At 34.3% G+C, this 18784-nt stretch carries 19 protein-coding genes; 11 read left to right on the forward strand and 8 right to left on the reverse strand.

Going from position 1 to position 18784, the window contains the following annotated elements; all coding sequences use genetic code 11:
• Positions 1-20: 20 nt before the first annotated feature.
• The 8 genes from QJV27_RS07910 (at position 21) to moaA (ending at position 9864) form a co-directional block, all read left to right on the forward strand.
• Positions 21-3719, forward strand: coding sequence for a nitrate reductase subunit alpha (locus QJV27_RS07910; protein ID WP_281448390.1), 3699 nt, complete (start codon positions 21-23; stop codon positions 3717-3719).
• A 15-nt stretch (positions 3720-3734) separates the two neighbouring features.
• Positions 3735-5291, forward strand: a complete 1557-nt coding sequence (gene narH, locus QJV27_RS07915; protein ID WP_281448391.1) for a nitrate reductase subunit beta — start codon at positions 3735-3737, stop codon at positions 5289-5291.
• Positions 5291-5947: a nitrate reductase molybdenum cofactor assembly chaperone gene (gene narJ, locus QJV27_RS07920; RefSeq protein WP_281448392.1), complete on the forward strand. Its 657-nt coding sequence runs from the start codon at positions 5291-5293 to the stop codon at positions 5945-5947. The genes narH and narJ overlap by 1 nt, the downstream gene beginning before the upstream one ends.
• Positions 5931-6617 (forward strand): respiratory nitrate reductase subunit gamma, encoded by a 687-nt coding sequence (narI, locus tag QJV27_RS07925; RefSeq protein WP_281448393.1) that lies wholly within the window; start codon positions 5931-5933, stop codon positions 6615-6617. The genes narJ and narI overlap by 17 nt, the downstream gene beginning before the upstream one ends.
• Before the next feature lie 16 nt (positions 6618-6633).
• On the forward strand, positions 6634-7416 hold the full coding sequence (gene modA / locus QJV27_RS07930; protein ID WP_281448394.1) for a molybdate ABC transporter substrate-binding protein: 783 nt from the start codon (positions 6634-6636) through the stop codon (positions 7414-7416).
• Positions 7417-7431: 15 nt separating this feature from the next.
• Positions 7432-8103 carry a molybdate ABC transporter permease subunit gene (modB, locus tag QJV27_RS07935; protein ID WP_281448395.1) on the forward strand — a complete coding sequence of 224 codons (672 nt, stop codon included), beginning with the start codon at positions 7432-7434 and terminating at the stop codon, positions 8101-8103.
• 9 nt (positions 8104-8112) lie between these two features.
• Positions 8113-8784, forward strand: a complete 672-nt coding sequence (locus tag QJV27_RS07940) for an ATP-binding cassette domain-containing protein (protein ID WP_281448396.1) — start codon at positions 8113-8115, stop codon at positions 8782-8784.
• Positions 8785-8889: 105 nt separating this feature from the next.
• Positions 8890-9864, forward strand: coding sequence for a GTP 3',8-cyclase MoaA (gene moaA / locus QJV27_RS07945; protein ID WP_281448397.1), 975 nt, complete (start codon positions 8890-8892; stop codon positions 9862-9864).
• A 1-nt stretch (position 9865) separates the two neighbouring features.
• Here moaA and mog read toward each other — a convergent pair whose 3' ends face one another.
• Genes mog through QJV27_RS07970 form a run of 5 tightly spaced genes read right to left on the reverse strand, consistent with a single transcriptional unit; the run spans position 9866 to position 12973 of the window.
• Positions 9866-10432 carry a molybdopterin adenylyltransferase gene (gene mog, locus QJV27_RS07950; protein ID WP_281448398.1) on the reverse strand — a complete coding sequence of 189 codons (567 nt, stop codon included), beginning with the start codon at positions 10430-10432 and terminating at the stop codon, positions 9866-9868.
• Positions 10433-10450: 18 nt separating this feature from the next.
• The gene (locus tag QJV27_RS07955; protein ID WP_281448399.1) at positions 10451-11662 is read right to left on the reverse strand and encodes a molybdopterin molybdotransferase MoeA; all 1212 of its coding nucleotides are present in this window, start codon (positions 11660-11662) and stop codon (positions 10451-10453) included.
• 9 nt (positions 11663-11671) lie between these two features.
• On the reverse strand, positions 11672-12265 hold the full coding sequence (gene mobA, locus QJV27_RS07960; RefSeq protein ID WP_281448400.1) for a molybdenum cofactor guanylyltransferase MobA: 594 nt from the start codon (positions 12263-12265) through the stop codon (positions 11672-11674).
• Positions 12262-12723, reverse strand: a complete 462-nt coding sequence (locus QJV27_RS07965; protein WP_281448401.1) for a molybdenum cofactor biosynthesis protein MoaE — start codon at positions 12721-12723, stop codon at positions 12262-12264. Before QJV27_RS07965 ends, mobA begins: the two co-directional genes overlap by 4 nt.
• 1 nt (position 12724) lies before the next feature.
• Positions 12725-12973, reverse strand: a complete 249-nt coding sequence (locus QJV27_RS07970; RefSeq protein WP_281448402.1) for a MoaD/ThiS family protein — start codon at positions 12971-12973, stop codon at positions 12725-12727.
• Positions 12974-13031: 58 nt separating this feature from the next.
• Between QJV27_RS07970 and moaC the strand changes: the two genes are divergently transcribed.
• Together moaC and QJV27_RS07980 are read left to right on the forward strand one after the other, a co-directional pair.
• A complete protein-coding gene (moaC, locus tag QJV27_RS07975) occupies positions 13032-13505 on the forward strand; it encodes a cyclic pyranopterin monophosphate synthase MoaC (RefSeq protein ID WP_281448403.1) in 474 nt (157 codons plus the stop codon).
• Positions 13506-14104: 599 nt separating this feature from the next.
• Positions 14105-14593: a hypothetical protein gene (locus tag QJV27_RS07980; RefSeq protein WP_281448404.1), complete on the forward strand. Its 489-nt coding sequence runs from the start codon at positions 14105-14107 to the stop codon at positions 14591-14593.
• A gap of 111 nt (positions 14594-14704) precedes the next feature.
• Here the strand turns inward: QJV27_RS07980 and QJV27_RS07985 are convergent, their stop codons facing one another.
• The 3 genes from QJV27_RS07985 to QJV27_RS07995 all read right to left on the reverse strand — a co-directional run bounded on the left by QJV27_RS07985 (position 14705) and on the right by QJV27_RS07995 (position 16490).
• Positions 14705-14878, reverse strand: coding sequence for a hypothetical protein (locus QJV27_RS07985; RefSeq protein ID WP_281448405.1), 174 nt, complete (start codon positions 14876-14878; stop codon positions 14705-14707).
• A gap of 103 nt (positions 14879-14981) precedes the next feature.
• Positions 14982-15926, reverse strand: coding sequence for a cytochrome-c peroxidase (locus tag QJV27_RS07990; RefSeq protein ID WP_281448406.1), 945 nt, complete (start codon positions 15924-15926; stop codon positions 14982-14984).
• 39 nt (positions 15927-15965) lie between these two features.
• Positions 15966-16490 (reverse strand): hypothetical protein, encoded by a 525-nt coding sequence (locus QJV27_RS07995; protein WP_281448407.1) that lies wholly within the window; start codon positions 16488-16490, stop codon positions 15966-15968.
• A 151-nt stretch (positions 16491-16641) separates the two neighbouring features.
• Here QJV27_RS07995 and QJV27_RS08000 point away from each other — a divergent pair, with 151 nt between their 5' ends.
• Positions 16642-18762, forward strand: coding sequence for a TonB-dependent receptor plug domain-containing protein (locus tag QJV27_RS08000; RefSeq protein WP_281448408.1), 2121 nt, complete (start codon positions 16642-16644; stop codon positions 18760-18762).
• Positions 18763-18784: the final 22 nt, after the last annotated feature.

Here is an 18784-nt window from a genome sequence, read left to right on the forward strand (position 1 = left end):
TATTTTAAAGGTTTGAAATTATGAGTCACTTATTAGATCGTTTATCATTCTTTAAAAGGACTAAAAGTAGTTTTGCAAATGGTCATGGCGCTGTTGTTGAAGAAGATAGAAAATGGGAAAATGCGTATCGTCAACGTTGGCAACATGACAAAATTGTGCGTTCTACGCATGGTGTGAATTGTACAGGTTCTTGTAGTTGGCAGATTTATGTAAAAAGTGGATTGATTACGTGGGAAACACAACAAGTGAATTACCCTCGTACTCGCCCAGATTTACCTAATCATGAGCCAAGAGGGTGCCCTCGTGGAGCATCTTATAGCTGGTATGTCTATTCAGCTCAACGAGTAAAATATCCAATGCTGAGAGGCAGACTTGCTCAGTTGTGGCGTGAGGTTCGAAAAAATAAAGATCCTATTTCAGCTTGGGAATATATTAGTCAAACCCCAGAAATTGCTAAATCCTATAAATCTCGTCGTGGTTTGGGGGGAATGGTTCGTTCATCTTGGGATGAAGTAAACGAAATTATTGCGGCAGCAAATAACTTTACAATTAAAAAATTTGGTCCAGATCGAGTTGTTGGATTTTCACCAATTCCTGCAATGTCGATGATAAGTTATGCCTCTGGTTCGAGATATTTATCATTAATTGGTGGTGTTCCTTTATCTTTTTATGATTGGTATTGCGATTTACCCCCTGCCAGCCCTCAAATTTGGGGGGAACAAACTGACGTTCCAGAGTCCGCAGACTGGTATAATTCAACCTATTTAATGGTTTGGGGATCTAATGTTCCTATGACCAGAACTCCTGATGCTCATTTTTACACAGAGGTTCGATATAAGGGGACTAAAACAGTTGCGGTTTCTTCAGATTATGGTGAGATGGTTAAGTTTGGTGACATCTGGCTAGCACCAAAGCAAGGAACAGATGCTGCACTAGCAATGGCAATGGGACATGTTATCTTTAAAGAGTTTCATTTAGATAACCCTTCTGATTATTTCACACGTTATTGTCGCCAATATACGGATATGCCTATGTTGGTTATGTTAGATAATAAAGGAGATTATTATCTACCAAATTATTTTTTAAGAGCAAGTCATTTAGATGATAATTTAAATGAAGAAAAAAATCCTGAGTGGAAAACGCTGGTTATTGATGGCAAAAGCGGAAACATTGTTGTCCCGAAAGGATCTATTGGGTTTAGATGGGGGGATAATGGTAAATGGAATTTACAAGAACAAAATAGCCAAGGACAGGCTATTGAAGCACAACTTTCTGTTTTGGATACATGTGATGCAGTTGTAGATGTTGCTTTTGATTATTTTGCAGGAGAAGGTGATAACGAGCAGTTTACTCGTAAGGTTCCTGTTAAAAAAATAAAAGTTGCTGATGGGTCAGAAATCTTTATAACGACCGTTTTTGATTTGATGGCAGCTAATTACAGTATTGACCGCGGTTTAGGCGACGGTGCAAAGGATTATTTAGACGATGTTCCTTATACCCCAGGATGGCAACAAAAACATACTGGCGTAAAACCAGAACTTGTAATTCAAGTCGCTCGTGAGTTTGCGCACAATGCAGATCAAACTCAAGGTAAGAGTATGGTTATTGTGGGTGCTGCGTTAAACCATTGGTATCATATGGATATGACTTATCGTGGCATTATTAATATGTTGATGATGTGTGGTTGTATTGGACAAAGTGGTGGTGGTTGGTGCCATTATGTGGGACAAGAGAAGTTAAGACCACAAACAGGTTGGGCTCCACTTGCTTTTGGTCTTGATTGGCACCGTCCTTCACGACAAATGAATGGAACTTCATTTTTTTATAACCATACCAGCCAATGGCGTCATGAAAAATTACATCTTGATGAAATTACATCTTCTACAGCACTAAATCATTTTGATGGATTGTCTTTGATTGATTGTAATGCGAAAGCTGAGCGTATGGGGTGGTTGCCTTCTGCACCGCAATTAACAACAAACCCATTGCAAGTAACACAACAAGCAATGGCAGCATCAAAAGACCCAATTGCATATGCCGTTGAAAGCTTAAAAGATGGATCATTGGATATGTCTTGTAATGATCCAGATAATCCAAAGAATTTTCCACGTAATATGTTTGTATGGCGTTCTAATATTCTGGGGTCATCAGGAAAAGGACATGAGTATTTCCTTAAATATTTATTAGGTACTCAAAATGCTTTGTTAAGTGATGAGGCTGATTGTATTGCGCCACAAGAAATTCAAGTAAGGCCTGCTGCTGAAGGAAAATTAGATTTATTAGTGGTGCTTGATTTCCGCATGTCAACGACTTGTTTATATGCTGACATTATTTTACCGACGGCAACGTGGTATGAAAAAGATGACCTTAATACATCCGATATGCATCCTTTCATCCACCCTCTAAGTGAAGCAGTGCAGCCTTTATGGCAAAGTAAGAGCGATTGGGAAATTTTTAAAGGTATTGCTAAAAAATTCTCAGAGCTTGCTGATGATTATTTAGGAGTTCAAAAAGATTTAGTCTTAACGCCGCTAATGCATGATACGCCTCAAGAGTTGGGCCAGCCTTTTGATGTAAAAGATTGGAAAAAAGGTGAATGTGATCCTATTCCAGGAAAAACGATGCCTGCAATGACGGTTGTTGAAAGAAATTACGGTGAAATCTATCAAAAATATACTTCTGTTGGCCCGTTATTAGAAAAAATCGGGAACGGTGGTAAAGGCATTAGCTGGGATACAAAACATGAAGTGGATATACTTCGTGGGTTAAACAAAATTGTTCAAGATGGTGTCGCAAAAGGACAGCCAAGGCTTGAAACTGCGATTGATGCTGCTGAAATGATTTTGACATTAGCGCCAGAAACGAATGGTCATATTGCAGTAAAAGCTTGGGGAGCATTATCCAAAATTACTGGGCTTGATCATACGCCGTTGGCGTTACCTAGAGAACATGACACAATTCGTTTTCGGGATGTTCAGGCTCAACCTCGTAAGATTATTTCTTCCCCTACTTGGTCTGGTCTAGAAAGCGAAACAGTTAGTTATAATGCAGGCTATACGAACGTTCACGAACTGATTCCTTGGAGAACGATTACAGGCAGACAACAATTCTATCAAGATCATCAGTGGATGCGTGCATTTGGTGAAGGGTTATGCGTGTATAAACCTTTGATTGATTTGAAAACAACCAAAAAGGTTTTGGGGCAACACGGTAATGGTAATCCAGAAATTATTTTGAATTTCCTCACTCCTCACCAAAAATGGGGTATTCATAGTACGTATTCTGATAATCTTAGAATGCTGACATTGTCTCGTGGTGGTCCTCATGTTTGGGTTTCTGAAATTGATGCTCAAAAAGCTGGGATTGTTGATAATGATTGGATTGAGGCGTTCAACGTTAACGGTACGTTAACCGCAAGAGCTGTGGTCAGTCAACGTATCCCAGAAGGAATGATCTTGATGTATCATGCCCAAGAAAAAATTGTAAATGTTCCTGGAGCCGAAGTTTCTAAAAAGCGCGGTGGTATTCATAATTCAGTGACGAGAGCGGTATTAAAACCAACGCATATGATTGGTGGATATGCTCAACTTTCTTATGGTTTTAACTATTATGGAACAGTTGGTTCTAATCGTGATGAGTTCGTGGTTATTCGTAAAATGAAAAACGTTGATTGGTTACAAGAAACCGTCAATTTAGCTCAACAAAGTATTAAAGCGTAATAAGAGGATTATATTATGAAAATCAGAGCACAAATTGGCATGGTGTTAAATCTGGACAAATGTATTGGATGCCATACTTGTTCAGTAACTTGTAAAAATGTTTGGACCAGCCGTGATGGTGTTGAATATGCTTGGTTTAATAACGTTGAAACAAAACCAGGTATTGGTTATCCAAAAGAATGGGAAAATCAAGATAAATATAATGGTGGATGGGTTTTAAAAAATAATAAATTAAAACCTCGCCAAGGAGGTAAGTTAAAGATTATGGCAAATATCTTTGCCAATCCAGATTTGCCGCAGATCGACGAGTATTACGAGCCTTTTACGTATGATTATGAACATCTGCAAAATGCTCCTGATATGAAAACTCCACCTACTGCACGTCCTATTTCTGTTTTGACCGGAAAGAAAATGGATAAAATTGAATGGGGACCTAACTGGGAAGATGATCTTGGAGGAGAATTTTCTAAAAGGTCAAAAGATGCTTTGTTTGAAGGTATCCAAAAGGAAATGATGTCCACATTTGAAAATACATTTATGATGTATTTACCCAGATTATGTGAGCATTGTTTAAATCCAGCTTGTGTTGCAAGTTGTCCTTCTGGATCCATTTATAAACGTGAAGATGACGGTATTGTCTTAATTGATCAAGATAAATGTCGTGGTTGGCGGATGTGTGTTTCTGGATGTCCTTATAAAAAAATTTATTATAATTGGGTTTCAGGAAAATCTGAAAAATGTATTTTTTGTTATCCTAGGATTGAAGGGGGACAACCAACAGTTTGTTCTGAAACTTGTGTAGGGCGTATTCGTTATCTTGGTGTTTTATTATATGATGCCGATAAAATTGAAGAGGCAGCTTCTGCACAAGATCCAAAAGATTTATATCAATCTCAATTAGATTTATTTTTAGATCCTAATGATTCAGACATAATTGCTGAAGCATTGAAGCAAGGAATTCCACAAAGCTGGTTAGATGCGGCCCAAAAATCACCTGTTTATAAAATGGCAGTTGATTGGAAGGTTGCTTTCCCATTACATCCAGAATATCGAACATTGCCAATGGTTTGGTATATTCCTCCTTTATCTCCAATTCAATCTGCTGTTGAACAAGGTGTCATTGGAGAAAAGGGAATTATTCCTGGAATTAAGGACTTACGTATTCCAGTTCGCTATCTTGCTAATTTATTGACTGCGGGCAAAGAAGAACCAATTATCGAAGCATTGGAAACAATGATTGCAATGCGCCGCTATATGCGTAGTAAATCTGTCGATGCTCAACCAGACCTATCGACAATAGAAAATCTTCACGTATCTGAAGAACAGATTAACGAAATGTATCAAGTAATGGCGATTGCTAATTATGAAGATCGTTTTGTTATTCCTTCCTCTCATAAAGAGATGGTTGAGGATGCATTCAAAGATAAAGCTTCTTGTGGGTTTTCTTTTGGTAATGGATGTTCTGATGGTGTTAGCAAAGAAAGTTTATTTGGTAAAAAGCAATCTCCTATTATTTTCACAGATATGATTAATGATCGTAATTGTAACAAAGAAAAAGAAAGTAATAGCTAATGGAAATTTTTAAAATCCTTTCAGTGCTTCTTTGTTACCCAGAGCAAGAGTTGATAGATGCTGTTCCTGAGTTAGAAGACCGTTTAGCAAAATTACAAGTTAATTCAGCATTCTTGTTACCTTTGTTAAAGGATCTGCGCGAGAAAGAGTTGCTTGTTTTGCAAGAGGAATATGTAAATCTTTTTGATCGAGGCCGGAATTATTCTTTGCATATGTTTGAGCATATCCACGGAGAGGATCGTATTCGTGGACAAGCTTTGGTTGACTTGATGGCTGAATATCAGAGTAAAGGCTTTGAAATATCCGTAGTCGATGAGTTACCTGATTATTTACCGTTATTTCTTGAATTTTTGTCTGTTTGTGAAAAAGAGCAAGCGATCGAACTGCTAACAGCTGCGATTGACGTTATCGGTCATATTGGAAAAAAACTACAGGAAGTGAATTCTATCTATGGTGGTGTTTTTGCTTTATTAGAACAATATTCACTGAAAAAACCTGTTCCTTTGCTAACGCCCCCTATCCGAGATATGGATGAAGCATTAGAAAAATTTGGACCCAACATAGAAGGTGTTGAACCTTTACTACAACCAAATACTTGTAAAATTTGTCCAGCATATGATCAGAATAAAGGAGAGAGCCATGGACTTTCTAGATAAGTTTATCTTTGGGATTTATCCTTATATTATATTGGTTATTTTTATAGTTGGTTGTCTTGTTCGATTTGAACGTGAACAATATTCTTGGAAAAGTGATTCCAGTCAATTATTGTATCGTGGTCAATTACGAATTGGTAACATTCTGTTTCATATTGGAATATTAGGTTTATTTTTTGGTCATCTTGTAGGGTTATTAACCCCAGTAATTGTTTGGGATACAATAGGGGTCAGCCATTCTTTGAAACAAATAGTGGCAATGTCTGCTGGTGGAGCAATGGGAGGCCTTTGTTTCATTGGACTGATTATTTTAATCCATAGACGTTTTACTGTAGATCGCTTAACTCAAAATAGTACATGGCGTGACAAATTACTGTTAGTATGGATATTTATTACCTTATGTTTAGGGCTATCCACAATTGCCGTTTCTGCTCAACATCTTGATGGACATGAAATGGTTAATCTTATGACATGGGCGCAACATGTGGTTACATTTCGTGGCGATGCCTCAGATTATATTACAAATGCTTCTATTATTTTTAAGATTCATTTATTTATGGGAATGAGTTTGTTTGGGCTTTTTCCATTTACTCGGCTGGTTCATATTTTTAGCGGATTTGGTATGGTAACTTATATCAATCGTAAGTGGCAATTAGTTAGACCACGTTCATAAGAAAAAGATTCAAGTGATGAAAGAATATAATTTTATTCGAAAAGGTGTTTTAAATTGTTTAGTGGCAGCGTTTATTTTCTTTAGCGGATTACAAAATGCCAATGCAAAAGAGATCATCATCTCAGCAGCAGTCAGTTTAAGTAATGCTTTTAAAGAAATAGCTATAATCTATGAAACAAAACATCCTACGGATAAAATTTTATTCAATTTTGGTGCGTCTGGCGGTTTGTTACAACAAATAGAACAAGGTGCACCTGTTGATATTTTTGCATCTGCAGATGAAGAGACTATGGATCAGGCTGAAAAAAAAAGTCTAATTGTTAAGCAAAGCAGAAAAGATTTTGCCTATAACAGTCTTGTATTAATCGTACCTATTCACAGTGTTTTACATATACAAAATCTAGACGATTTGTTACAACCGTCCATTCAAAAAATAGCGGTAGGGCAACCCAAAATTGTGCCTGCAGGAAAATATGCTCAGAATTTATTACAAAAAAGTCAATTATGGGATAAAATCCAAACAAAATTAATCATTGGTCAAAATGTCAGACAGGTTTTGAATTACGTGGCTCGTGATGAGGTAAATGTTGGGTTTGTATATTACAGCGATGCTGTTCTTTTATCAGATAAAGTTAAAATTATACAAGATTTTTCTTTAAATCATTCAATTCGTTATCCAATTGCATTGGTTAAACAAAAAACTGAAAATAAAAATGCACAAGAATTTATTGATTTTGTCTTATCTTTTGAAGGGCAAAAAATTTTAGTAAAATATGGTTTTGCCAGTGTTCCTCATTAATGATTAGAAGTGAATATGGCACAGTTTTCTTGGGATGCATTATTTCTTTCATTAAAAGTAGCTGGATGTTCTGTAATTATTAACCTTTTTATTTCTGTTCCCATGGGTTTTTTGTTTGCACGTAAAAAATTTATAGGAAGAGAATTTTTAGACACGATTTTAACGTTGCCAATGGTTATACCCCCAACTGTTTTAGGATATTATTTATTAGTTCTATTAGGTCGACATGGTTGGGTTGGTCAGTTTTTAAAAAAATGTTTTGATATTGATTTAATTTTTACATGGCAAGGTGCTGTGATTGCGGCAACGATTGTGACATTTCCTTTAGTTTTTAAACCTGCTAGAACAGCTTTTGAAAATGTAAATCCATGTTATGAACAGGCTGCGAGTGTTTTAGGGATTTCTAATTTTTCAATTTTTTTTCGTATTACACTTCCATTAGCTTGGCGGGGAATTTTGGCAGGTTTGTTATTATCATTTGCCAGAGCATTGGGGGAATTTGGTGCAACCTTGATGGTTGCAGGCAGTATTCCTGGTAAAACAGAAACGTTATCAATTGCGATTTATGAAGCTGTTCAAGAAGGTAATAATTATTCTGCAAATATAGCAGTAATTATTTTATCAATTGTTTGTATTCTTGTTTTATTTACTGCAAAAAAATTGACTCATTATAAAAATTTTTATTAGTGGCAAAATATGAATTTTAATTGGAATATTCAAAAAACGTTATTAACTGATCAACGATCTTTTCAATTGAATCTTGAATATGCTTCTTCTTGTCAATCTGTCGCGATATTTGGTTCTTCGGGATCAGGAAAAACAACGCTAATTAAAATAATTGCTGGATTATTAATGCCAGATACAGGATTTATAAAAATTCAAGACTGTATTTTTTTCGACAATATACAAAAAATTAATTTAAAGCCACAACAGAGAAATTTGGCGTATTTTTTCCAATTTTATAGTTTGTTTCCTCATTTGACTGTACAACAAAATATAGCATTCTCACTGAAAAAAGGAATTTTCAATCCATCAAAAAATCAATATAAAACTGAGATTTCTGAATTATTGGAACGCTTTGAATTATCTAATTTAGCCTATCATTATCCTCATGAATTATCTGGCGGACAACAACAAAGAGTAGCCCTTGCAAGAGTTTTAGTAACAAAACCAAAGCTTTTATTATTAGATGAACCGTTTTCAATGTTGGATCATCAACTACGCCAACGGTTACGTGTTGAGGTAAAGTCTATTCAACAGCAAATAGGTTGTTTGTTATTGATAATTTCCCATGATTCTGAAGATATTAATTTCTTTGCCGAAGATGTTTTGTTATTGGAAAATGGTAAATTAGTAAACAAAGCATAAAATATTGAATTTAAGAGATGCAAAATTTATATCTTTATCTAAATAATACATCTAAATTAGAGTGTAATTTAAATAACAATTCTTATTTTCAGAACGGTCTGTATAATGCTTATAGATAATTTCGGTAGAACAGTAGATTATTTAAGAATATCTATTACAGATCGTTGCAATTTAAGGTGCAATTATTGCATTCCAAAAGGGTTTAAGGGGTTTGAGCCCCCAGATCACTGGATATCTACTGAAGAGATATTACGAGTGGTTTATAACTTTTCAGTATTAGGTACTTATTATTTTCGCTTAACAGGAGGGGAACCCTTATTAAGAAAAGATATTGTTGAATTGGTTCGTAAAATGAAAGCAATAGATCAAGTTAAAGATTTGTCTATGACAACCAATGCAACTTTATTAGCGGATAAAGCAGAACCCTTATTTGAAGCGGGTTTGAATCGGTTAAATATAAGTCTTGATTCTCTAAACTCCAAACATATTGAAGAAATTACCGGAAGTAATTGTCTAGATAATATTATATCTGGATTGTCGGCTGCAAAAAAAGCAGGCTTTCAAAAAGTTCGTATCAATATGGTAGTAATGCCTGATCGTAATTTTGATGAAGTTGAAGAAATGTTACGATTTTGTATTCAACAACAGTATATTTTATGTTTGATTGAAGTCATGCCAATTGGTGAAAGCGGACGGAATACAGCCTCTATATATTTGCAAGAAACCGTTAAAAAATTAGAAAAAAGGTTTAATCTACAGCCCACAACTAAGAAAATTGGAAATGGACCTGCACGGTACTGGGAAACAGAAAATGGGTTCGTTAATCTAGGTTTGATTACTCCATTATCTCAGCATTTTTGCGCAACGTGTAATCGTGTTCGATTGACTGTTGATGGCACATTATTGATGTGTCTAGGGCAAGATAATAGCTTCCAATTAAAGCCTTTACTTCGTAATCAATGCAGTGATGAGGAATTACAAAAGGCTATATTGCAAGCCATTAAGTTGAAACCTCAATCACATGATTTTTTAGAACAACCTAAAAGAATCAACCGAATTATGTCGATGACAGGTGGCTAATTTATATTTTAGGTAAAAAGGCTTTGACGATTTTTTCATTGGTTTCTACTCTGGGGCCTCCAATAACTTCTATGCACATTGGAACAGAAGCAAAAACACCATGTATCTTTACATGTCCATCGTCATCTTTAACGCCTTCTAAGGTTTCTTTAATAGCATTTGGGCGACCAGGAAGATTTAAGATTAAGCTTTGCTTACGAATAACTCCGACTTGTCTGGACAGAATTGCTGTCGGCACATAATACAAACTTACTTGGCGCATTTGTTCACCAAATCCTGGCATAACTTTATCTGCAACAGCTAAAGTTGCATCTGGCGTAACATCACGAATATAAGGGCCTGTGCCGCCTGTTGTTAAAACAAGAGGACATTTATCTTGGTCAACCAGCTTAATTAACGTTTTTTCTATAAGATTTTGTTCATCTGGGATTAAATGTTCAATATATTCTTTGTCGTTTAAAACAGCAAGATCAAGCCAATCCTTTAATGCAGGAAGTCCTTTATCCTTATAAATTCCTTTGCTGGCTCTATCGCTAATAGAAATAAGACCAATTTTAATTTTTTCCATAATACATACTCAAAGATTTTAAGTGTTAAAGTTGTAAGAAAGCGGATAGACCTTGATATAGTCATTTTCATGTACTAGTGTATCTTCTGGTATTTCTGCCAAAGCATTAGCTTGTGTAAAAGTAGATAACATTGCAGATCCTTGATGTGAAAGAAGTTTCACATCCATTCCAGTAGCACTTGGTTGTAATTGGACTCTAAGGAACTCTTTACGATTTTGTTTTTTGTGGGTTGAAAACATTGCTTTTGCCATGATTGCTTTTGGCACACACTGTTCGATTTTAATTCCTGATAATCTTTTTAGAGCAGGAACAACGAGTTGTTGAAACGTAATAAAAGTACTAACTGGATTTCCAGGAAGCATAAAGACTGTTGAGTTATTAATTTCTCCCCATGCAAAAGGTTTTCCTGGTTTTATAGCAAGCTTCCATAAAGTGAGCTTGCCTAATTTTGCAATTGCTGTGTGAACATGATCTTCCTCACCAACAGAAACACCACCAGAAGTGATAATAATATCTGCTTTTTGACTGGCGTTGTTGAGAGCTTGTTCCGTTGCTTCTTTATTATCTGGTAAAGTTCCAGCATCAATAATATGATGAGGTGTTTGTTTTAACCATGATAATAGTAAATAACGATTAGCATCGTAAATTTTTCCAGCAGTTAGCGGTTCTCCTGGATTTAACAGTTCATTTCCTGTCGAAAATACGTAAATGGTTAATGGTTTAAACACAGGTATTGTCGCGTAACCTTGACTGGCCAATAAAGCAATGACTGCAGGCGTAATGTACTGACCTGAAGAAAGAAAAACATTACCTTTTTTTAATTCTTCTGCTTTATAGCGAATATTCTGCCCTTTTTTAATTACTGAAGTAATGGTTAAAATATTATCATTTACTTGCGTATTTTCTTGTTGAATTATAGCGGTGGTTCCCTCTGGGATTGGGGCTCCTGTAAATATTCTGGCTGCTTCGCCAGTTTTTAAAAATACTGATTGTGCGGTATCACCTGCTGCAATGCGATGAATAATTTTCCACTCTTGGCAAGCATCAATATCACCCCCTAAAGCATAACCATCCATTGCACTATTACTGAAAAAGGGTGTGTCATACTGAACTGTTAAATCTTCAGCTAAAATAAGATGGTCAGCCTCTATCAAAGCAACTCTTTTCTTGTTTAAAGAAGGGATAGTTTGGGTTAATAATTTGTGTAAAGCTTGATAATAATCGAGCATAATCAGTTCCTATTGGTTTTGATGAAGTATTTGCATATCATTTATATTTGTAAATGCATGTTCATCTTCAAAAACGGTTTTTACCGAATTGTGCTTAAAAATCCAAGATTTTAAGCTAAATTGTTGTTGGTTGAGATGCGCTGCTAATCCATCATTAATCTTTGGTTTACACAGAAAAATGCTAGGATGAATTTGGGTGTGGGTTGCAGCATACGCAATCTCGTTTTCTACTTGATTATATAAGTTATTTACGAATATCGATACTAGATTGATGGGTAGGAAAGGAGTATCACAAGGAACTATAAGAAGTGCATCTGTATCTTTAGGAATAAAAGCAGTTGTGCTGAGAATACCAGCAAGAGGCCCTTTATTTTGATAGTCTGTCTGATCTGAAATAACAGGGAAACCAAATTCTTGATAGGCTTCAATATCTTTATTGGCACTAATTAAAATATGATCTGACTGAGGACGTAGACGTTCAATTACATGTTGAATTAAAGGAATATTATTAAGAGAAATAAGTCCTTTGTTTTTTCTGCCCATACGCTGGCCTTCTCCGCCTGCTAGAATGACACTAGATATAATATGTTTTTTGTTCATCATGAAACTTGCCAGCGTTTTTTTTGTTCTATATCTGTCTCTTTTGCTTTAACCCAACGTGAAGTACCATCTTGAAAAAACTCTTTTTTCCAAAAAGGAGCCTCTGTTTTTAAATAATCCATAATAAATTGGGAAGCTTCAAAGGCAGCCTTACGATGAGAAGCAGAAACCATAACAAGAACAATATTTTCGCCTACATTTAGTTTCCCAATACGGTGAATGACGATAGCACTATGAATAGTCCAATATTCTTGTGCACCTTGCAAGATACGTTTAATTTCTTGCTCTGTAACTTCTGGAAAATGTTCAAGGTAAAGATAACTTAAAGGTTCTTGTTCGTCGTATCCGCGTACAATACCTTTAAAACTGACCAAAGCACCGCAATTATTCTGTTGAATTTGTTGGTCTAATTTTGGAATTTCGTCATCGAATGAAGCTTTTTGAATTTTTACCCAAAACATTTTACCCTCCCGTAACAGGGGGAAGAATAGCGACCTCGTCTCCTGGTATAATAGGGGTGGTTTGATAAATAATTTTTTTATTAATTGCAATGCGAAAAATATTTTGTTCAGAAAGACTTTCTGCCCAAAAAGAACTACGAGATCGTAATAATGTTAATAGAGTTTCAGAATTACCTTCAGACCACTCTATTTGTTCTTCCTCAATACTGAGAATTTCTTTTAAAAAACCAAAGTAATAAATTTTAATCATGGTTTCCTTCATATCATATGTTTATGATGGCTAAAGTAAATTATAATAGGAAAAATACATGTCTAAATTATCTCACTTTGATGCTTCAGGGCAAGCGCATATGGTTGATATTGCAAATAAGAAAACGACAAAACGAACTGCTATTGCAATTGGATCAATTATAATGTCTATAGAAGCATTCCAATTATTAGAATTTAATGCCAGTCACAAAGGTGATGTCTTAGGAATTGCCCGTATTGCAGCGATTCAAGGAACAAAAATGACTTCATCTATTATTCCTTTATGCCATCCTTTATCCTTAAGTCATGTGCATGTCGACTTTTACAAAAATGAAGAAAATTTAAGCTTACAAATTGAGGTTACAACTGAAACAGTTGGGGCAACAGGTGTTGAAATGGAGGCTTTAATGGGCGTTTCTTCTGGATTATTAACAGTTTACGATATGTTAAAGGCTGTCGATAAAAGAATGACTATTCAAAATATTCATCTTGTCAAAAAACAAGGTGGTAAAAGTGGAGATTTTTCTTTTTAATTTATTTCAACACAAATTATGTATATTTATAGATCTATAAATAAAGGATAAAATACTACGGCAAGCCAAAAAATCACTTTATCTAAAGCATATAAAAAAGGCTTGCGTTAAGATGCAAAAATATGCGTCGTCAAAGATAACTGGTAGAAAATAAGGAAGCTTATGGCAGAATAGAATAGTTTTGCAACAAGTAATGATTTGCTATTATTTAAATATCGATAATTTTAAATAAGTAGACTTTATTTTTATTCAATGTTGGATAAAAATAAAGTTTCATTTTAAGGGTAAAGAAATCAGTAAAATACTTGGTCTGGTTTTATGTCATACTCCTGAATATGCAGAAATTACCTTAGATCAAAATGGTTGGACAGATATTAAACAATTTGTTCCAAAGGCTAAAAGAAGCTGGGTATGAGTTTAATTTAGAGGAACTCTCAGAAATCGTTCAGACTGCTGATAAATTTCGTTTTATCGTTCCTGAAGATAGTTAGAATACTACACCAAGAAAATTTAATAATGATGATAGGAAAACATTAGAAATAAAAATGTAAACAATGATTTCGGAGTTGAGATTTGTTATAATCAATGGAAAGAAGAAAATGGTACAAGATTATTTTGATGAAGATGGAATGTTAGATAAATTATTTTTGATAAAAAATAATTACTTATCTCGTATAGTTATAGAATACTTAGGAACAGATGAATTAATAAAATTAATTAATACTTTTAATTTAAATATAAAAGATATGAATATATACTATTATTTCAATAAAGATGATATTAAAAAGAAATGTGATTTAGATTACAAATCCTTTACAGACTGTTATAACGAGATATATTTTTACAATATTTTATTTGAGATTAAAGAAAGTAATTTTTATATATGGCAACCCGAGGGAGGAGAATTTTTCGTATTATTTGGAAATTTACAATTTATAAATAAAATTGATCCCAAAATAGTTTCGAAAGAATCTTTTATGGAAGTACTTGACGATGATACGGGGTTATCTGAACAAGGAAGAAAGTATATGCTTGATGCCTTTGCAAAATATAGTGGCTTGAATGAAAAAGAAAAATTTAAATCATGAGCCTACTTGTAGCACTTAAGAGTCGTCTGCATATTTGCCTGATCGTTGGTTCAGGGTCGAGGCCACATATTGATGTGTGCAATCACATCAATCATACTGTCTTAAATTCTGTTAATGAAAATATTCTCTAGTTTCCCCCTTACAGAGTAATCCAATATTTTCAACCCGCAGCAGTAATTGTAATTTTGCACTACAATCAAAAAGCTCATCAGTAAATAAAGAGGCAGAAGTTTTTTCTCCTGTACCATCTTTAAGATTTGTAAATGATCCAAGGATCATAACCATTGCATTTTCTTAACTTAGAATAATTATCCTGTATGATGAAAGTATATCTAAAAACTATCAGACATGCTTTTCTACTCAATTTATGAGCCTATCTATAAAATCTTTAATTTATTGTTTTGCTTTCTTGTTGGCAAATATCAGGAGGAAGTGAAAATTTTGGATTTGTAATAAACTGATGATCAGTCAGAGATTTTAGAAATTCTGTTATTTCATCAATTTCTTGTTTAGTTAAATTCGGAATTAAAACTTCATTTTGATTATGACTGACAATAGCTTCTTGTAATGTTGGGATTGAACCGTCATGGAAATAAGGAGCGGTTAATTCAATATTGCGTAAAGTAGGAGTACGTATTTTTATATGGTTATTTAATTTATAAAATTTCTGATCAGTAAAAAGTGGTGGAGCATGGCAGGTTGCACATTGTCCTTTGCCAAAGAATAATTTTTCCCCTTGTTGCATTTTTTTATTAAATCCTTTTTTGGTATCCCATATACTTTGGTTACTAACCAAAGTTCTTTCAAAGCTACCAATAGCTTGGATAATATGATTAAATGTAACCTTACTTTGGGTATTTTCTTTGATATCAGGGAAAGCTTTATCAAATAATTTTACATAACACGGATTAGCAGCAATACGACGTTCTATTTCTTTTTCTTGTTGCTTCATCCCCATTTCAACGGGAGTAGTTCCTGTAATTGGAATAATAGCATGCTGTTCTAGGGTTGTAACATCAGGATTTTCCCATGTTAAATGTTTAAATTCCCCTATATTACTAAGTGTTGGAACATTGAAAATGCCTTCATCACTATTAACACCAGGATGAGTTTTATTGTTATCGGTAAAAGCATGTTTTTGTCGATGGCAGGTGGCACATGACATACTGCCATCTTTTGATAAGTCCCCATCATAAAAAAGATAACGGCCTAATTTAATTCTTTCTTGTAAGGCTGAATTTTCTGTAGATTGTGTTTTTGAGTTTCCTGGTAATGTAAGATGTAGCGTACTTGTCCCAATACATAAGGCTGCAACTATCACTTTGATCTTCATTTTAAGCTGACCTATTTATTTTGAATAATAATTAATCAATTATTCAGCCACTGGGATGACAATAAACTTGATATTTTCTTTACCATTGCCAGTTAATTCAAGAATATGGCGACCAGGGGTTAAAGAGAAATCAATTACTTTTTCCATACCCCAACATTTCTCACCATGCTGATGTTTAATAGATGGAATAGTTTTATCATTTTGAACCATTTCAATCCAAGGCCGACCATCTGTAATAATGCGGTAAGTAGATTTTTTAGTAATATTAAACTGTAGAGATCCTGCAAAACTAACGCTTCCACCACGTTCTTCTGTCGGGACTGGAAATTGTACGGAACGAGTAGGAAATAAGGTCGCATTTATTGTTTGGCCAACTTGAATAGTAGCATGCTGTATATTGGAAATATTTTGAGCAGATCTTATAGATACAGGTTTATTCCAAGAAACCATATTACTTGCCAGAGGCGCACAAGATAAGTGTTCATGACCATATACTGTCATCGACGACATAGATAAGTAAATAATAGAACCAACAACGACAAATAAATTACGATTACACAACATAAAGTAACTCCTTAATAATATATAAAGCTACTTTATATAAATTATAAAAATAGAAAATATACCATCGTGACTAATACTTTAGGAGTATTGACAAAGAACCATATATGTAATTTTAAAAAAATACATTAGGTTACAATTGGAAAATGACATAATGCCTATACGACGTAATAACTTTAAAAAAACTTTTACACTTTTTTCAATATATTCATCACTGACTTTAATCCCTCCCGTTGTAATGGCTCAAAATATTTCTGTGCCCAGTGATAATCAATCCGTTAAACAATCCAATAAAAAAACGAACAACGTTTTTGCACAACCTTCCTCTGAAGAAATTACAGTTTATGGAAAACAAGGAAAGGCACTAATTGGTAACTCTGTTATTACGCATAAGGCTATGGATGAGTTGAATTTAAACACATTGGATGAAGCTGTTGATGTTTTGCCAGGTGTTAATATTGGATCCATAGGAAACTCACGCAACGAGCGCACAATTTATGTCCGAGGGTTCAGTCGTCTACAAGTTCCATTATTACTTGATGGAATTAGAATTTATTTGCCTTATGACAATCGTTTAGATTTTGGACGTTTTGTCACCCCTGATATTAGTGAGATCCAGATTAGTAAAGGTTATGCTTCAGTGATCGACGGGCCCGACGGAATGGGGGGGTTAATTAATCTTGTTACCCGTAAGCCTAAGAAAAAAATTGATGCCGAGGTTCGTAGTAATATTAATCTAGATCATAATGGAGGTTATGGCGGATACAACGTTTTTGGTTTTATTGGTACTCGTCAAGAAAAATGGTACACTCAGTTTAGTTTTGATGAGAATAATATTGATCATTTGACTTTGTCATCAAAATTTAAACCAACAATCTCTCAAGGTAAGGGAAAACGTTTATTTTCTGATTCTTTAGATTGGAGAATAAATACAAAGATTGGCATTACCCCCAATGATACAGACGAATATGTTCTTAGCTATACAAGACAAGAAGGCGAAAAAAATGCACCACTAAACACGATTGATCCACCATCTTATCAAAAGGTTTGGTCATGGCCAACGTGGAATATTGATTCATTGTCACTAATGACTGACACTCAAATAAGAGATAATTTAATTCTTAAATTTCGTCTATATCGTAATACATTTGATAATATATTACGTAGTTACGATAATATTTCTCAAACCTCTCAAACTATGAAAAAGGCTTTTAATAGTTATTATTATGATGTTGGATATGGAGGAGATACACAATTAACATGGGACATTAATCAGCGGGATTCAATTAATTTTGCTTTTTACGGTCGTTTAGATGAGCATAATGAGCATACTCAAAATTATCCTGATGGTAATCCTAGTGGCTATAATCAACCGAATCAAAAATCAATTGAAGAAAGTTATAGTGCTGCCCTTGAAAATATATTTTATATTCTGCCTGAATTGAAGTTAATTACAGGCGGTAGTTATGATTGGAGGAAATTAAATCAAGCAGAAGGTTTCTCTTCAGATACAAATAGTATTATTTCTTATCAAACGAAAAATAAAGGTGCATTAAATGGTCAGGCACGATTAGCATGGCAAATGAGTAATAAAACCAGTTCTTACGTCAGTTTTTCCGATCGTGTAAGGTTTCCATCTTTATTTGAACGATTTAGTACGCGTTTTGGCGGTGCAGTTTCCAATCCTAACCTTAAGCCAGAGCGGGCAAAGAACTATGAAATTGGAGTGAACTATAATTTTAATAACATCAGCGCTACAGGGGCTTTTTTTTACTCTCAATTAACAAATGCCATTGTATCTTTTCCTATGTTATATGAAGGGGTATCTATTAGTCAAAATCGTAATATTGGGCATGGCGATTATTATGGATTTGAGCTTTCTACCGAAATAAAGCTTCTAAAAAACTTATCAATTGGTGGTAATTATACCTATATTCATCGTAATTTACACGATCCTAATATTCCAAATTTTCATCCTACAGACGTACCAAAACATAAAGCCTTTATTTATACTACATGGAAACCAGTTAAAAAACTGCAATTTATACCAACATTAGATATTTCTTCCAATCGTTGGACAACAGATAGTACTGGAATTTATTATTTTAAAACAGGCCATTATTTAAATTTATCTATGAATGCAACCTACCAAATTACCGATCAATTGGAATTAGGAGCTGGTGCAAAAAACTTACTTGATCAAAACTACCAACTGGCCACAGGATATCCCGAGCAAGGACAAAATTTTTATATTAAATTACGATTCATATATTAAGTAATAGTTGTAATATTTAAGT

This window comes from Commensalibacter oyaizuii, assembly GCF_029953265.1.
Lineage (GTDB): Bacteria > Pseudomonadota > Alphaproteobacteria > Acetobacterales > Acetobacteraceae > Commensalibacter > Commensalibacter oyaizuii.

Excerpts from the sequence above, each read along its gene's own strand:
- QJV27_RS07910 (WP_281448390.1), top strand. The coding sequence starts at position 21 with ATGAGTCACTTATTAGATCGTTTATCATTCTTTAAAAGGACTAAAAGT.
- narH (WP_281448391.1), top strand. The coding sequence starts at position 3,735 with ATGAAAATCAGAGCACAAATTGGCATGGTGTTAAATCTGGACAAATGT.
- narJ (WP_281448392.1), top strand. The coding sequence starts at position 5,291 with ATGGAAATTTTTAAAATCCTTTCAGTGCTTCTTTGTTACCCAGAGCAA.
- narI (WP_281448393.1), top strand. The coding sequence starts at position 5,931 with ATGGACTTTCTAGATAAGTTTATCTTTGGGATTTATCCTTATATTATA.
- modA (WP_281448394.1), top strand. The coding sequence starts at position 6,634 with ATGAAAGAATATAATTTTATTCGAAAAGGTGTTTTAAATTGTTTAGTG.
- modB (WP_281448395.1), top strand. The coding sequence starts at position 7,432 with ATGGCACAGTTTTCTTGGGATGCATTATTTCTTTCATTAAAAGTAGCT.
- QJV27_RS07940 (WP_281448396.1), top strand. The coding sequence starts at position 8,113 with ATGAATTTTAATTGGAATATTCAAAAAACGTTATTAACTGATCAACGA.
- moaA (WP_281448397.1), top strand. The coding sequence starts at position 8,890 with ATGCTTATAGATAATTTCGGTAGAACAGTAGATTATTTAAGAATATCT.
- mog (WP_281448398.1), bottom strand. The coding sequence starts at position 10,432 with ATGGAAAAAATTAAAATTGGTCTTATTTCTATTAGCGATAGAGCCAGC.
- QJV27_RS07955 (WP_281448399.1), bottom strand. The coding sequence starts at position 11,662 with ATGCTCGATTATTATCAAGCTTTACACAAATTATTAACCCAAACTATC.
- mobA (WP_281448400.1), bottom strand. The coding sequence starts at position 12,265 with ATGATGAACAAAAAACATATTATATCTAGTGTCATTCTAGCAGGCGGA.
- QJV27_RS07965 (WP_281448401.1), bottom strand. The coding sequence starts at position 12,723 with ATGTTTTGGGTAAAAATTCAAAAAGCTTCATTCGATGACGAAATTCCA.
- QJV27_RS07970 (WP_281448402.1), bottom strand. The coding sequence starts at position 12,973 with ATGATTAAAATTTATTACTTTGGTTTTTTAAAAGAAATTCTCAGTATT.
- moaC (WP_281448403.1), top strand. The coding sequence starts at position 13,032 with ATGTCTAAATTATCTCACTTTGATGCTTCAGGGCAAGCGCATATGGTT.
- QJV27_RS07980 (WP_281448404.1), top strand. The coding sequence starts at position 14,105 with ATGGTACAAGATTATTTTGATGAAGATGGAATGTTAGATAAATTATTT.
- QJV27_RS07985 (WP_281448405.1), bottom strand. The coding sequence starts at position 14,878 with ATGGTTATGATCCTTGGATCATTTACAAATCTTAAAGATGGTACAGGA.
- QJV27_RS07990 (WP_281448406.1), bottom strand. The coding sequence starts at position 15,926 with ATGAAGATCAAAGTGATAGTTGCAGCCTTATGTATTGGGACAAGTACG.
- QJV27_RS07995 (WP_281448407.1), bottom strand. The coding sequence starts at position 16,490 with ATGTTGTGTAATCGTAATTTATTTGTCGTTGTTGGTTCTATTATTTAC.
- QJV27_RS08000 (WP_281448408.1), top strand. The coding sequence starts at position 16,642 with ATGCCTATACGACGTAATAACTTTAAAAAAACTTTTACACTTTTTTCA.